Origin of the sequence: Sulfurimonas sp. (assembly GCF_018698455.1) — a bacterium.
Classification (GTDB): domain Bacteria; phylum Campylobacterota; class Campylobacteria; order Campylobacterales; family Sulfurimonadaceae; genus Sulfurimonas.
Window position 1 is genome coordinate 1 of the sequence record NZ_JABIOQ010000047.1, and the last position, 13,881, is coordinate 13,881.

Annotated in this window: 15 protein-coding genes; 14 read left to right on the forward strand and 1 reads right to left on the reverse strand. The window is 32.7% G+C overall.

Annotated elements, in window-relative coordinates:
* The coding region (locus HOG88_RS05970) for a PKD domain-containing protein (RefSeq protein ID WP_295004215.1) at positions 1 to 1,191 on the reverse strand (1,191 nt) is incomplete at its 3' end.
* Positions 1,192 to 1,305: 114 nt separating this feature from the next.
* Between HOG88_RS05970 and HOG88_RS05975 the strand changes: the two genes are divergently transcribed.
* The 14 genes from HOG88_RS05975 to HOG88_RS06040 all read left to right on the forward strand — a co-directional run bounded on the left by HOG88_RS05975 (position 1,306) and on the right by HOG88_RS06040 (position 13,707).
* The gene (locus tag HOG88_RS05975; protein WP_295004217.1) at positions 1,306 to 3,174 is read left to right on the forward strand and encodes a TonB-dependent siderophore receptor; all 1,869 of its coding nucleotides are present in this window, start codon (positions 1,306 to 1,308) and stop codon (positions 3,172 to 3,174) included.
* Positions 3,171 to 3,575 carry a hypothetical protein gene (locus tag HOG88_RS05980; RefSeq protein ID WP_295004219.1) on the forward strand — a complete coding sequence of 135 codons (405 nt, stop codon included), beginning with the start codon at positions 3,171 to 3,173 and terminating at the stop codon, positions 3,573 to 3,575. Before HOG88_RS05975 ends, HOG88_RS05980 begins: the two co-directional genes overlap by 4 nt.
* Positions 3,576 to 5,483 (forward strand): bifunctional diguanylate cyclase/phosphodiesterase, encoded by a 1,908-nt coding sequence (locus HOG88_RS05985; RefSeq protein ID WP_295004221.1) that lies wholly within the window; start codon positions 3,576 to 3,578, stop codon positions 5,481 to 5,483. It abuts the gene before it with no gap.
* Positions 5,484 to 5,918: 435 nt separating this feature from the next.
* Positions 5,919 to 6,545, forward strand: coding sequence for a thiamine phosphate synthase (gene thiE, locus HOG88_RS05990; RefSeq protein WP_295004223.1), 627 nt, complete (start codon positions 5,919 to 5,921; stop codon positions 6,543 to 6,545).
* Between the two features lie 2 nt (positions 6,546 to 6,547).
* Positions 6,548 to 7,330 (forward strand): bifunctional hydroxymethylpyrimidine kinase/phosphomethylpyrimidine kinase, encoded by a 783-nt coding sequence (gene thiD, locus HOG88_RS05995; RefSeq protein WP_295004225.1) that lies wholly within the window; start codon positions 6,548 to 6,550, stop codon positions 7,328 to 7,330.
* Entirely contained in the window at positions 7,330 to 8,274 is a 945-nt protein-coding gene (locus HOG88_RS06000) for a DUF523 and DUF1722 domain-containing protein (RefSeq protein WP_295004227.1), read from the forward strand. The genes thiD and HOG88_RS06000 overlap by 1 nt, the downstream gene beginning before the upstream one ends.
* Complete coding sequence (locus HOG88_RS06005; protein ID WP_295004229.1) at positions 8,271 to 9,629, forward strand: deoxyribodipyrimidine photo-lyase; 1,359 nt, start codon at positions 8,271 to 8,273, stop codon at positions 9,627 to 9,629. The genes HOG88_RS06000 and HOG88_RS06005 overlap by 4 nt, the downstream gene beginning before the upstream one ends.
* Positions 9,630 to 9,705: 76 nt before the next feature.
* Positions 9,706 to 10,581: a hypothetical protein gene (locus HOG88_RS06010; RefSeq protein ID WP_295004231.1), complete on the forward strand. Its 876-nt coding sequence runs from the start codon at positions 9,706 to 9,708 to the stop codon at positions 10,579 to 10,581.
* A 72-nt stretch (positions 10,582 to 10,653) separates the two neighbouring features.
* Complete coding sequence (locus HOG88_RS06015) at positions 10,654 to 11,169, forward strand: lipocalin family protein (RefSeq protein ID WP_295004233.1); 516 nt, start codon at positions 10,654 to 10,656, stop codon at positions 11,167 to 11,169.
* Between the two features lie 93 nt (positions 11,170 to 11,262).
* Positions 11,263 to 12,141: an ABC transporter substrate-binding protein gene (locus HOG88_RS06020; RefSeq protein WP_295004234.1), complete on the forward strand. Its 879-nt coding sequence runs from the start codon at positions 11,263 to 11,265 to the stop codon at positions 12,139 to 12,141.
* 25 nt (positions 12,142 to 12,166) lie between these two features.
* Positions 12,167 to 12,349 carry a hypothetical protein gene (locus HOG88_RS06025; RefSeq protein WP_295004236.1) on the forward strand — a complete coding sequence of 61 codons (183 nt, stop codon included), beginning with the start codon at positions 12,167 to 12,169 and terminating at the stop codon, positions 12,347 to 12,349.
* 107 nt (positions 12,350 to 12,456) lie between these two features.
* Positions 12,457 to 12,909: an SRPBCC family protein gene (locus HOG88_RS06030; protein WP_295004238.1), complete on the forward strand. Its 453-nt coding sequence runs from the start codon at positions 12,457 to 12,459 to the stop codon at positions 12,907 to 12,909.
* 53 nt (positions 12,910 to 12,962) lie between these two features.
* Complete coding sequence (locus HOG88_RS06035) at positions 12,963 to 13,436, forward strand: glutathione peroxidase (protein ID WP_295004242.1); 474 nt, start codon at positions 12,963 to 12,965, stop codon at positions 13,434 to 13,436.
* A 10-nt stretch (positions 13,437 to 13,446) separates the two neighbouring features.
* Positions 13,447 to 13,707: a hypothetical protein gene (locus tag HOG88_RS06040; protein ID WP_295004240.1), complete on the forward strand. Its 261-nt coding sequence runs from the start codon at positions 13,447 to 13,449 to the stop codon at positions 13,705 to 13,707.
* The last annotated feature ends 174 nt before the right edge of the window (positions 13,708 to 13,881 follow it).

Sequence of the window (13,881 nt, forward strand, 5' to 3'; positions counted from 1 at the left end):
AGTATCACTATTAGCATCAGAACTTGAACTACCATCGAGTGTAACTGGAGATGGAGTAGATACATTTTGATTAGTTCCTGCGTTTGCTACTGGAGCTAAATTTGTACTAGTTACATTAATGATTACCCTATCAACTGAAGAGCCATTAACATTAGATACATTCAAATCAAATATGTATTGACCTCCTTTTAGTGGAGTAAATGTAGGTTTAGGTAATGACTCATCAGAGAGTACAATGCTACTATTTGCAGGTTGAAATACTATATCCCAGTTATAAGTAATTGCCGCACCATTTGGATTACTCAATGTTCCATCAAGAGTAACAGGTAAATTTGTTAAAACACTCTGAGTAACACCAGCATCCGAAACAGGAGGAAATATTTGTGTTGGAGCAATGTCAATATTTTTTGTTACTAAAACTGAGTCTATATTTGAATCATTTACTATTAAACTTACAGTGTATATTCCTGACTTGTCTGTCACAAATGTTACAACTTCAGCTGTAGTCGAACTCAAAACTGCAGTACTTCCATCAGGTGACTTCAAATCCCATTGGTATGTTAAGGAATCATTATCAGCATCACTACTTAGTGATGCATTAACACTTACTAATGTACCACTAACACTCTCTGTGATAACCCCAACAGGTTGATTACTTCCATTAGGGATAGTTCCTCCTGCATTCACTACTTCGGTATTTAACTTTTCTTGAGCTTCTGTTCTCGTGATAAGTTGTGTCTGAAGAATTGATTCAACTTCTTGTTCAAATGTAACTGATGAAAAGTCTAAGTCATTAGGTAATTTTTCAAGTGCTTCTTCATCTAACTCTAGTGCCCCATTTGCACCATTGTTTGTATCTAAAACTTCTAAAAGCCTTACATAATTTAGTGCAGCTTCACTATCACCTTCAAACAAGTCGTACGGTGTTATAAGGTCACCTTTATCACTAATAGTGATAATCTCATTGGAACCTAAATATACCGTTACGTTATCGCTTTTATTACAACTAAAGACTCCACTACTATCAGTGTATGCCACGATACCAGATGAGCATACATAAGTTATACCGATTGCAGAGTAAGCTAAATCAACATCAGAGATAGTAACAGGAGCATCTTCTGCTTCTTCGTTAAAGTTACACCCAGTAAAGAGTAATAAGCTTAAAAGTGAGATCATAAAAGTTTTATACATAATTTATTCCTATACATAGTTATATTACTATTCTTACATAATATAGCTTAAATTAATGTCAGTTAAAGCAACAACTAGTCATAATTCCAAAAAAAATACAGAAGGACTGAACTATTGTTTAAAATTGTTTTAATCCTTTTGACTCTTTTATCTCTTCAAGCAGATGACATAAATTCCTTAATTCAGGACTATGTAAAAGCCTCAGAACTCTCAAATAAAACAAAAAATGAAAATGCCGGAAATCTTATTGTCTATACAAGAGATGACTTAGAAAGAATGCAAGCATTAACTCTAAAGGACCTTCTAAAGTCTTTACGTTATTTTTCATATTCTGAAAGTAGACGTGCTCAAAGTGACCTTTTAAACTTTGATTCTTACTCAAACAACTCAAAGGGAATTCGTCTTTATCTTAATAACCATGAACTAAGTTCCCCTCTTCATGGTAGTGGTTTTATATACTTTGGCGATATGGAACTAGAGTTTATTGACCATGTTGAAATATATACTGGTTTTCCAAGCTTTGAGTTTGGCGTTGAACCTGCAACTGTAGTAATCCGTCTATATACTAAAGATGCAACTCATGATGAAGGTGGAAAAGTCAAACTTATGGGTAGTGATAATAGTTCAAGTGTACTTAGTACTTACTATACTGATAGCTTTGAAGATTTTAATTATTTTGCATACTTAGGTGATTATTCAAATAATAGAGATGCCTATGACTACAAAGGTGGAACACTAGGAAGAGATCAACACCGTACTAGGTTTTATGGCTCACTTGCAAATGAAAACCACTCTGTTGAACTACACGCTGTGCAGAGTAAAAATGATGCTTTTATGGGTACCTTTGAGAATGCACAAGTTAAAGAAAATGATCTAGAGTATTCTTGCATAAGTGTTTCTACACACTCTAAGTTTCTAGATGACTCCTTAACATTTGATTTTTCTTATGTAAATATAGACTCTGTATATGATCAAAATTTTAATTTACCTGACTTAAACATTACAGACCTGACAGCAAATAATAAAGTTAAAGAAGAAGGTCTTACTCTTAGACTTCAAAAGAAGTGGAATCTTAGTGACAATGAAGTAACAGTTGGTTTACAATACAGATACAAATACTTTGACATCACTGAGAGAACTTTTAATGACAAACCTCTAGATGGATTTACTCAAGCATATGATTCAGAAAATATTTTTTCATTATACCTTCAAGACCTATACTCAATTAATGAGAACAATATTCTAAGTCTCTCTTTAATGAATCAGTTTTATCAAAGAAATGGTGATGTAAACGCACCAAACAATCTTCAACTTAGACTAGGATACAACTACACAGTTGAAAAGTTTTCTGCTAAAACAACTCTTTCTGCACAGTCTTTTGCAGCAGAACCTTACACACTTATCTCTGCAGGTCAAAGTAATGTTAACTTAAAATCTGAAAGCTATTACTCCTTTGCACAGGAGTTAACATTTAAGTCATATAACACTATTAATAACTTTATATTTACCTATGCAAACTTACAAGACTACCCTATTCCTGGTAGACAAGATCCAAATGGAACAAATATAAAACCAAGAAATAGTGAAAAAAGTCTTGACATCATTACATCAAGTTATGAATTCACATATTACTACTCACAAAAAGACAAGTTTGAGTTCAACTTAAACTATAGTAGTTCTGATAGTGTATACAACAATGATCCTGCTCAACTCGTAAGTAGTTTACTTCGTTCTCTAAATACATTTGGAAAACTAGATGTTCTAAATGAACTTTGGGTAGTTGTACCAGCATATGGTGGGGATAGTAGCTTTGACTACACACTTGGTCTTAAGTACCGTACAACAAAAGACTTTAGTGCTCAAATCAAAGCTGTTAATGTTTTTGACAATGGTGAAAAACGAACCTACATAGATGGTAGTACAAGAATCGATACTTCTATTTACGACCGTAAACTTTGGATTGGAATGGAGTACTTATTTTGATTAAATTACTTCTTATTCTCCTCTTAAGTATTGTCAGTAGTGCAAGTGATATCCAGATAGAGAAAAAAATCTATGAAACATTCTTTGCTGCTCTTTCAAAGAAAGTTAAACCCAGCGTCTACATAGATGTACATATTCCATCATTAGAACTTGATACAGATAAGTTTTCACTAGTAAGTTCTTGTCAAAAAGCTGATATTGTTATCGTAACAAAAAAAACAATAGATGCAGGATGCGAGAAAAAAATAATCTTTGGAACACGATATAGACACCTTAAAAAAGTGTATGTACTTGGTGCTTTCTTTTGGCAAAAAGGTAGACCTAACATCGTCTTTAAACGCCAACAACTAGATAGTAAAAAGATAAAACTACCTCATGCACTACAAGAGTTTATAGAATAAATGCGTTTTATCGTACATTATGGAAGAACCTTTACGATATTACTATTTCTCTTTCCTCTTCTAGGTCTTAGTGCCTCTTACCTTTACACTCAGTTTGCAGATACCAAAAAAGAAATCATTAAAATAGTGCAACAGAGTATGTTGGATAAAAAAGATGAACTTTTAAGTATTTATACGGACTATTTAACTGATGAGTTTGGTAGTGACTATATAAAAGTTTTAAAGGATAACACTTCACTTCGACGTAAAGCTGAGACTTCTCTTTCGCTCATTAAGGACTCTGAAGTCCAATACTTGTATCTATTATATATAGATAATAATTCTAAACTTCGTTATCTGATTGACACAACAAAAGATATAGATGAAAAAGGGGAATTTTCTCAGCGTTTTTATCCTCAAAAAGATATTTGGCTCAAAGCTGCAAGTTCTCAGAAGTCAGAAGTAACTGCTCAAGCAGAAATAGACAAGCTTTGGATAACAATGGTTTTCCCAATCATTCGAAATGAAAAAACAGTTGCACTTCTTGGAATCGACTTTAGTCATGCTGAGTACTTAAAAGTGAACAAAACTTTAATCCCTCTTGAAAACATCTACCTTTATAGTGCCGTATTTATTATAGTTATGCTTATTAGTGCATTTTTACAACTTGTCATATACTATACTCATCGTAAAAAAAGTTTCATAGATCCACTCACAGGTATGTTTAATAGACAGTATCTGCATGAACTTTTACAAAAGTATCCTGTTGGTGACTTTCAAGTACTTATTATGGACTTAGACCATTTTAAAAAAGTGAATGATATATATGGTCACGATGCAGGTGACATTGTTCTTAGTACTGTTTCAGCGAGAATAAAGTCGGCTATCAGGAAACAAGATATCCTTATTCGCTATGGAGGAGAAGAGTTTATACTTCTTATCTCAAATAGTGAAAACGACCTTGAAACTTCTCTTGACTTAGCAAACCGCATACGAGAAGCAGTAAAGAAAGAACCAATTTCACTTGACCAATGTCAGCTAAATATAACTATATCTATGGGACTGAACCCTTTTCCTCAGGATTCTAAGACATTTGAGCATGTTGTGAAGATTGCAGACTTAGGGCTATATCAAGCTAAACAACTAGGTAGAAATAGAGTAGAAGTTTATATACAGTGTCTTGAAGAAGGAAATGTAGATGCTCAACTTCAAATTTGTGATGTACGAGATGCACTTGATTTAAATAAATTCTTCTGTGTATACCAACCTATTTATTTAGCTAAAACAATGAAAATTGATAGTTATGAACTTCTTTTAAGAATGTATAATACCAGTAATGAAATTATAAATCCTGCGCAGTTTCTTCCAAGTGTACGTCACACACAGATATACACTCACTTATCTAAACGAGTCATAGACTTTGCCTATGATACACTAAGTTCAAAAGATATAAAAATCAGTATTAACCTTGAAGTAGAAGACCTTTTTAATGAAGAACTTATTGTATATATCATAAAAAAATTCGATATTACTAAGAACTTAGCCCAAAGACTAACGATTGAGCTACTTGAGTATGAAGAGACCTTGGACTTTAGCATGATAAACCAAAGAGCTAATGAACTTCAAAGTTTAGGTATAAAACTAGCTATTGATAGCTTTGGAAGTGGATTCTCATCGTATGACTATCTTTTAAATATGAATATTAGTAGTTTGAAACTAGATGCAAAACTAACCCATAACATTGACTCAAATCAAAAAGCATTAAAAATTGTTTCTTCTATACAGAACTTAGCTAACAGTATGAAGGTAACAACAGTTGCTAAAAATATTGAAACAGAAGAAGAACTTCAAATTATTAAAAAACTCAATATCGATTATATTCAAGGCTATTACCTATCAAAATTTATTCCAGAAGTTTCCTTAATTTAAGCCTTTATTCAAAGTACCTAATCAGACCTGCAAAAAAACGGAGGAAATCGGACAACTATGATACTTGAGTTCGGAAAGTGATGAAGGAAATGATTCGGAAACTTTGGTCTCAAAACCGTCAACTTATATAATTTTAGAAAGGGATATTTTCTAAATACAAATACACTCTTTGTAAATTTATTTACAGAGGTGTTAGTAATGAGGATTGTATCGATGAAACAGCTTCGTGATATTGTGAAACTTTATTATATCAGATAACTTTTTGAATGCTTTTTATTTCAAACATAAGAGCTAATTAAAAATACAAGGCCTTAAAAGCTTATCTATTTATATTATTCCATAATATTTTTATACACCAAGTGACAAAATAAACATACAAACAACTCTTTAAATCCAATAAAATACATACAAATAAAACATTATAGGAATTTTCAAATGAATTTAAATAAATTACAAGGATTGTATGTAATTACAGACGATCTTTTAACCCCCAATGCTAGCCTAATAGAACAAGTTACAGATTCACTTAGAGGTGGTGCAAAGATTGTACAGCTACGAGATAAAGTAAGTTCACTTGATGAGATTAAACAAAAAGCTATAGAACTAGAAAATTTATGTAAAGAGTACAATGCAATTTTTGTTTTAAATGACAAGGTAGAGCTTGCAATAGAACTAGGCTTAAGTGGGCTGCATATAGGAAAAAGTGATCACCATAGAGTAAAAGAGATACGAGAGAAATTTTCAGGATACCTTGGAGTGTCTTGTTATGGAGATATTCCTTTAGCTAAGAGTATGCAAGAAGAAGGAGTTGACTATGTGGCGTTTGGTTCATTTTATACTTCCCCTACAAAACCAAATGCTAATATAGTAGACTTGAAGATTTTAAGTAACGCAAGAGCTGAACTTAATATTCCAGTATGTGCTATCGGTGGAATTTCTAAAGATAATATAGTAGAAGTAATGGAGCATAAACCAGATATGGTATCATTAGTAAGTGATATTTGGAGAAGTGAAGACATAAAAGAGAAGTCAAAATTTTATGCTAAATTTTACAAGGAATAGAAATGAAAGTAGTACTAACAATAGCGGGTTCAGATTCTAGTGGTGGGGCTGGTATTCAAGCTGATTTAAAAACATTTGAGGCATTTGGACTTTTTGGAACTTCAGCTTTAACAGTTTTAACGGCTCAAAATACTACAGGTGTAACAGATATCCAAGAGGTAAGTCCATCATTTGTCAAAGAGCAAATTAGTGCTGTACTTAAAGACTTTGATGTAGCTGCTATAAAGATAGGAATGCTTTACTCTAAAGAGATTATAGAGGTTGTAAAAGGGGCTATAAAAGATTTAAAGATGCCAATAGTTTTAGACCCTGTGTTTATCTCAAAAGCAGGTTCACCTCTTTTAAAAGAAGATGCAGTTGAGGCTATGAAAGAACTCTTTGAATTTGCAACAGTTCTAACACCAAATAGATATGAGGCTGAGGCACTCTTTGGATATGAGTATGGTAATGATAACTCTTTAAAAAGTATTACCAATGCTCCTACAGCAGTTTTAGTTAAAAACCATGTAGTAGATACAGTAGATGGAAAAGTAAGTCTCGATCAACTCTTTCTAGGTTATAAAGTAGTAGCAATACAAACGCCATACCTAGAGACGACCAACCTTCATGGAACAGGATGTTCATACTCTAGTGCTATAACTGCGAACATTGCACTTGGCTATTCACTTGAAGCTTCTATAAAAAGAGCTAAAGAGTTCATCAACCTAGCAATAGAGTCTGCTCCAAACATTGGCAATGGTCCAGGCCCTATAAACCATAAAATAGCAGGAGAAAAGTCAATATAATGAAAATAGCAGTCTCAGGATGCCTATTAGGCGAAAAAATAAGGTTTGACAAAGGGCATAAACGCGACGACTTCGTTATGGATGAGTTAAGTGCTTATTCAGAGTATATATCGTTTTGTCCTGAGAATCTTGCTTTTGGTTCTCCTCGACCATCTATTAGAATGGTAAAAGAGGATGAGAAGTTAAATATCATCTCAAATAAAACGGGTGACAATCTTACAGCAGAACTCTTAGCAAAGTCTAATCAGGAGCTAGAGAAGATAAATAGCAAAGACCTTCGTGCTATTATCTTTAAGTCAAAATCTCCAACATGTGGAATGAGTAGCTCAAAAGTTTATCTTCCAAATGGTTTTGCAGAGGGCAAAGATGATGGTGTTTTTGCAGGTTTGTGTAAAGAAGCATTTCCTTATCTTCCAATGGAAGAAGAGGGACGTTTGTGTGACCCATGGTTAAGAGAAAATTTTGTGATGCAACTTTTTGCATATGATGAGTTTGAAAACTTCAAAGAGAATGCAGAGATGAAAAGCTTAGTAGTATTTCACCAATCTTATAAGTTTTTACTCCAGTCTAAGGATGAAAAAAGTTATAGGGAACTTGGTAAAATTGTTGGTAGTCATGATGGAAAAGATTTTGAAGGAACATTAAATGAATATGAGAAGCATTTTAAAATAGCTATATCGAAAAAGAGCAGTGTAGGAAAGACACGAAATGTACTAGAACACATGGCCGGTTTTTTAAAGAACTTTTTAGACTCAGATGAAAAAAAGATGCTACATGAGCAGATAGATGACTGTGCAAGTAAAATAATTCCAGTGATAGTTCCACTAAGTACACTCTATATCTATGCGAAAAAATATGATGTAGAGTACCTGCTAGGGCAGAAGTTTATACATCCATATCCAAAAGAGTTAGCACTGCGTTCAGATATCAAAAGTGTAAAATGAGACGAATACTGTGGTTTAGGAGAGACTTAAGAGTTAAAGATAATCCTCTTTTATCTCTTGGTGGTGAAGTATTACCTATATTTATTTTTGATACTAATATTTTATCTTCACTTGAAAAAAATGATAAAAGAGTCTCGTTTATATTTTTTTATGTTCAAAAACTCAAGCAACAACTAAAAGAGCTAGGGTTAGACCTAAAAGTTTTTTACGGGAAACCATTGGATGTGTTTGAGTATCTCATAGAAAAAGATTTTGACGAGGTTGTGGCATCTGGTGATTATGATGCTTATGCCAAGCAAAGAGATTTAGAGATATCGCATAAAATTCACTTTCGCTATATCCAAGACACTTATATATTTAAACACAAGGAAGTTCTTAAAGATAATGGTTCGACTTATCTTGTTTTTACCCCATTTTATAAAAAAGCCAGAAAAATATTAGACTCTAAAAACATAAAAGAACTTCCTTTACAAAAACATACTCTAGTTGATGAAGAGTATGAGAGAATAATGCACATAGATGAAAAATTAGAATTACTCAGTAGTTCCTTTGAACTTCACAGTATCGGATTTGAAGAAGTGGCATTAACAATTATAGACCCATATGAAAAACTTCGAACTTTTACTACAAATATTAATAGTTATAAAGAAAAAAGAGATTTTTTAGAGAGTGATGTAGGTTCAAACTTGAGTGTAGATTTGCGTTTTGGAACTATGAGTATAAGAGAAATTTTACGAGTTTTATTTGAAAATTCTCATTTAGATATCGAGCCATTTATAAGACAGCTTATCTTTAGAGATTTTTATGCTTATCTACTATTTCATTTTTCCCCTATTGAGAATGAAAACTATAAGTACTCTTTTAACGGTATTGAAAATAAACCGATGTTTAAAACTTTTTGTGAGGCTAAAACTGGGTTTCCTATAGTTGATGCAGGGGTGAGAGAGTTACTTAAAACCGGAAGTATGCACAATCGTGTTCGTATGGTTGTAGCTTCGTTTTTTACAAAAGATTTACTCCTCCCTTGGCAGTGGGGAGAGGCTTTTTTTGCAAAACATCTCCTCGATTATGATAAAGCAAGTAATGTCTTGTCTTGGCAGTGGAGTGCAGGAACAGGAGTTGATTCACAACCTTACTTCCGTGTTTTTAATCCTTACTTACAGAGTAAAAAGTTTGATAAAGATGGCGTTTACATAAAATATTATGTAGAAGAACTTCGAAATATAGAAGCAAAATATCTTCATAAAGAAGAGTACTTGTTAGAACAAAATATTTTAAACTATCCAAAACCTATGGTAAACCATAAGGAAGCTGCTAAAAAAGCTATAGAAATTTTTAAAGCTCAAAAAGTATAAGTTAACATGAGTAAGCACAAAAGATATATGAATAGCTTTTGTATTATTATATAATTGGATTATTAGGAGATATTAGATGAAATTTTTACTACTTTGTACACTGTTGGGTCAACTTTTTTTATATGCTGAGGCTCCTCTAAAAAAAGCTGGATTAGAAAAGATGATACAGCCCAAAGTTTCTTTTTCTTCAGCTTACTTGAGTGATGCTACCCTTAATGGCTATGAAGGTAGTGTTAATGTAAGGAAAAATCGCATAGGTATAAATAATGCAATTGCTGGATTTAGTTATACTAATTGGGCCTTTGGATGGAATAATCTAGCTAGTTTACCTTTTGGAAATGGCACAAACAGTCCTATAAAACAGATGCATAGTTTTAAACTTAATGCTAATATTCCATACTTTGTAAATGATAAGCTATTTATATTGACTTCGGTTTCTGTTAAATCGACATTTGAAAAAGAGCACTCTGATTCTTATGGAGGGGGACTTTTTAGTTTTGCTTCTTACAAGCTTGATGATGAACATGCTATCCAGTTTGGAGCATTTGCAAACTATCATCCTATATCAACACTGGCACTACCCGTTATTAGTTATAGTTACCGAGCGAGACAGAGTGATGGATTCAAGTTTATACTCGGATTTCCTAGAACTTATGTTGGGTATCATGTAAATGAGGCGGCATTATTACGTTTTGGTATAGTTTTTTCTCAGTCTGTAATTCGTTTAAGTAACACAAGTGTTATAGAAGAGTCAGGTTTCATAGAAGCAGAAGATTATATGAGTAACCTTGGTCTTTCATATGAAATCAATGAAAAATTCAACATAGAAACAGATGTCCTATATGGTATTAAACGCAACTTTATCATTTACTCTAAAAGTGGAAATGAACTACAGAGTAATTCTATAGATTCTTCTCTTGGAGTTAGTGTGAGAATAGCCTATATCTTCTAAATCAACTTTTATATTTACTACTATGAATAAGCATTTTTTTTTGTTATACTGTAAATAATAAAAGGAGCTATCATGCGTTTATGGATTTTATCATTATTACCACTATTTTTCTTTGGGTGTTCTACTACTCAATACGAGCCACTTAAAACTGTAGAAAAGGTGGATATAAACTCATATCTTGGTACTTGGTATGAGATAGCTCGGTATGAGCATTTTTTTGAAAAAGGGTGTAGTGATGCAAGAGCGACTTATTCTCTTAAAGATGATGGCAATATAAATGTACTTAACGAATGTATAAAAGAAGGAAAACTCTCTAGTGCAAATGGTGTTGCTTATGCAACTGATGCAAGTAACTCAAAACTAAAGGTCAGCTTTTTTAGACCATTTTATGGGAATTACTGGATTTTAATGCTTGGAGAGGATTATGAGTATGCTCTCATAGGAGATCCGTCTCGTGAATATTTATGGATACTATCTCGTACAAATAGTATAAGCAGTGAATTGAGATCTACTATTCTAAATAAACTTCCTGAACTTGGGTATACACAAGATAAACTTTTTTGGACAGAGCAAACTGGAGCACTGTAAATAGTCTCAAATATATTAACTGACAAATAAACTCTACGAATAGATTTATATTGAAGTTACAATCTCACTACAAAAAACATATGGAGATTTATAATGAATATTAAAATAGGACTAGAGTGGTTTTTAAACCCAGATCATTTACCAATGGTAGCCGGAGTTGTGACAGGTAAGTATAAAGAAGCTGGACTAGATGTAGAAATTATACAACCTACAGAACATTATGATGGCTTTGAAGACTTGAAAGCAGGAAGTATTGACATTCATTGTAATGAGCCCCTACACTTGTATGAGCATCACTTTGATGGACTAAAATCACTTGGATGTTTCTTTGAAACTCGTGGTGGTGTTATGATACGTGCTGATAGAGTTGAAAAACTAAAAGCTAACGGCAAAATAAAAATAACAACACCAGCATCAAACCCTACTACAAATAAAATAGGCTTTGAAATTATTAAACGCTATGCACAAAAGCATGGATTTACTATAGATAGAGAAAATGTAGAGTTCGTTGAGACTGACTTTTGGCATATTAACAACATGAAAAAAGATGAAAGCTTTGATGGTGCATGGCTATGTTTTTATAACTTTGAAGGTATAGAAGCGGAAATGGAAGGTTTTGAGAACTTATTTATAGATCAATTTGAATCTCCGTATCCTAATTTCTCGGCATTAGAATTTATGAGCACACAGACTACTATAGATGAAAAGGGTGAGGCCCTTTGTAAGTTTATAGAAGTTACAAATGAGATGTCAAAGTATATTCAAAAAAGCCCTTTAGAAGCACAGTCAATCTACTATGACTACTCTAAAGAAGATAAGTCGGAGCTGATGGATAAAATTATATTAGATACTCTCCCAAGATTTGATAAAGATATAAAATCAGATTCTAAAAGGTGGCAAGAGCTTTATAACTTTTTAGAAGAACTAGAACTGGTGAAGTTAAGTAAGCAAGAATATGCTGAAATTTGGTAGATATAAATAAGTAAAGGAACAGATTATGACTATAGAAGAAGTAGAATTTGAGCTGGAGATGGCGGGACTAAGTAGAGAACAACAAATCAAACTACTTTCATCAATAAGGAGAAGTGGTTTTGATGCAAAAGCTCTTGATAAAAAGCTTCTTCTGATGGGCTTTGCACCAGTATTTACTATATATGATGATAAGGAAGAAGATAGTTAGATTAAAGTTTAAGTAGTGTTTATTTAAACTTTATAATGAAGTGACAAAAAAGTACTACCAAGAGATATGGAAGTCTTATATACTACTCAGCATATAAGGGGTCAAGGATGAGAATTTACGAGAAAACTTCACTTATTGAGTGTTCGCTTAAAAAACTATATGATTTTCATCTTGATATGAAAAATCTTAAAGCGATAAGCCCAAAGGGAATAAAAGTAACTCTTTTGAATGAAGGCTTTGTGCCAAAAGAGGGCGCTATACTCCGTCTTAAAACAGTTAAAAATTTTCTTCCTATCATTTGGGAAGTTAAAATTGACAAGATGGATGCACCAAACTTACTCGTAGATGTCGCTATGAAGTCACCCTTTAAATCTTGGAGGCATTCACATATCTTTACACAAGTAGATGAAAATATTTGTGAACTTAAAGATGTTGTAGAATATACTTTGCCTTTTGGTTTTTTAGGCTCTTTATTTAATTTTTTTATACAATATGAACTAAGGTCGATGTTTAATTTTCGGCATTTAATAACACAGAAATTACTAGAAGGAAAAAGATGAAATATTTATGGATAATTTTACTCCTAAGTATGTCACTTTTAGCGGGAGATACTATGAGCATATATGATATAAAAGTTAAAGACATTGATAAAAATGAGATCAGCCTTTCTAAGTATAAAGGTAAAGTTATGCTTATAGTCAATGTAGCAAGTAAATGTGGCTATACAGGACAGTATGCCGGACTACAAGAACTTCATGAGAAGTATGCATCAGAGGGCCTTAGTATACTTGGTTTTCCATGTAACCAATTCCTCTCACAAGAGCCAGGCACTGAAGAAGAGATTAAAAACTTCTGTATGAGTAGCTTCGGTGTGGAGTTCGACATGTTTTCTAAAATAGATGTTAACGGAGAGAATACCCATCCTCTTTACACACATCTAAAAGAGAAAGGTGAAGGTTTTTTAGTAGATACTATAAAATGGAATTTTACAAAGTTCTTAGTAGATAAAGATGGAAAAGTTCTCAAACGCTATGCTCCATCGATTACTCCTAAAGATATAGAAGAAGATATAAAAAAATTACTTTAAAGGGTGAAAAATGTTTAAAGATTTAATTTATACAGGTATCGGAGCGGTAGTTGTTCTTAAAGAAAAAGTCGAAGCGGAAGTAAAAAAACTTGAAGAAGAAGGTAAGCTAAAAACCTCCGATGCTAAAAGTTTTTTAGACTCTATAGAAGAGAAAGGAAAAGTAGAGGAGGAGTTGTTCAAAAAGAAACTCAAATCTGCTCTTAAAGAGGTTATAGACGAACTTGGACTTGCTACAAAAGAAGATTTAGAAAAGTTCAAAAAGGACTCCTAATAAACTCTTATTTTCACAAACTAAAGTACTACTCTCCTATAAGAGTGTATGGTGTTTTTACTTTTTTACTTACTATTTTTTTACTCATAAAAAAAAGAAAAAGCTTTTTTGGCTTTAAACCTCTCACTCCATTTAAACTCAAAGCCGTAGTAGTATCTTTGGGAGCTAGTTTTA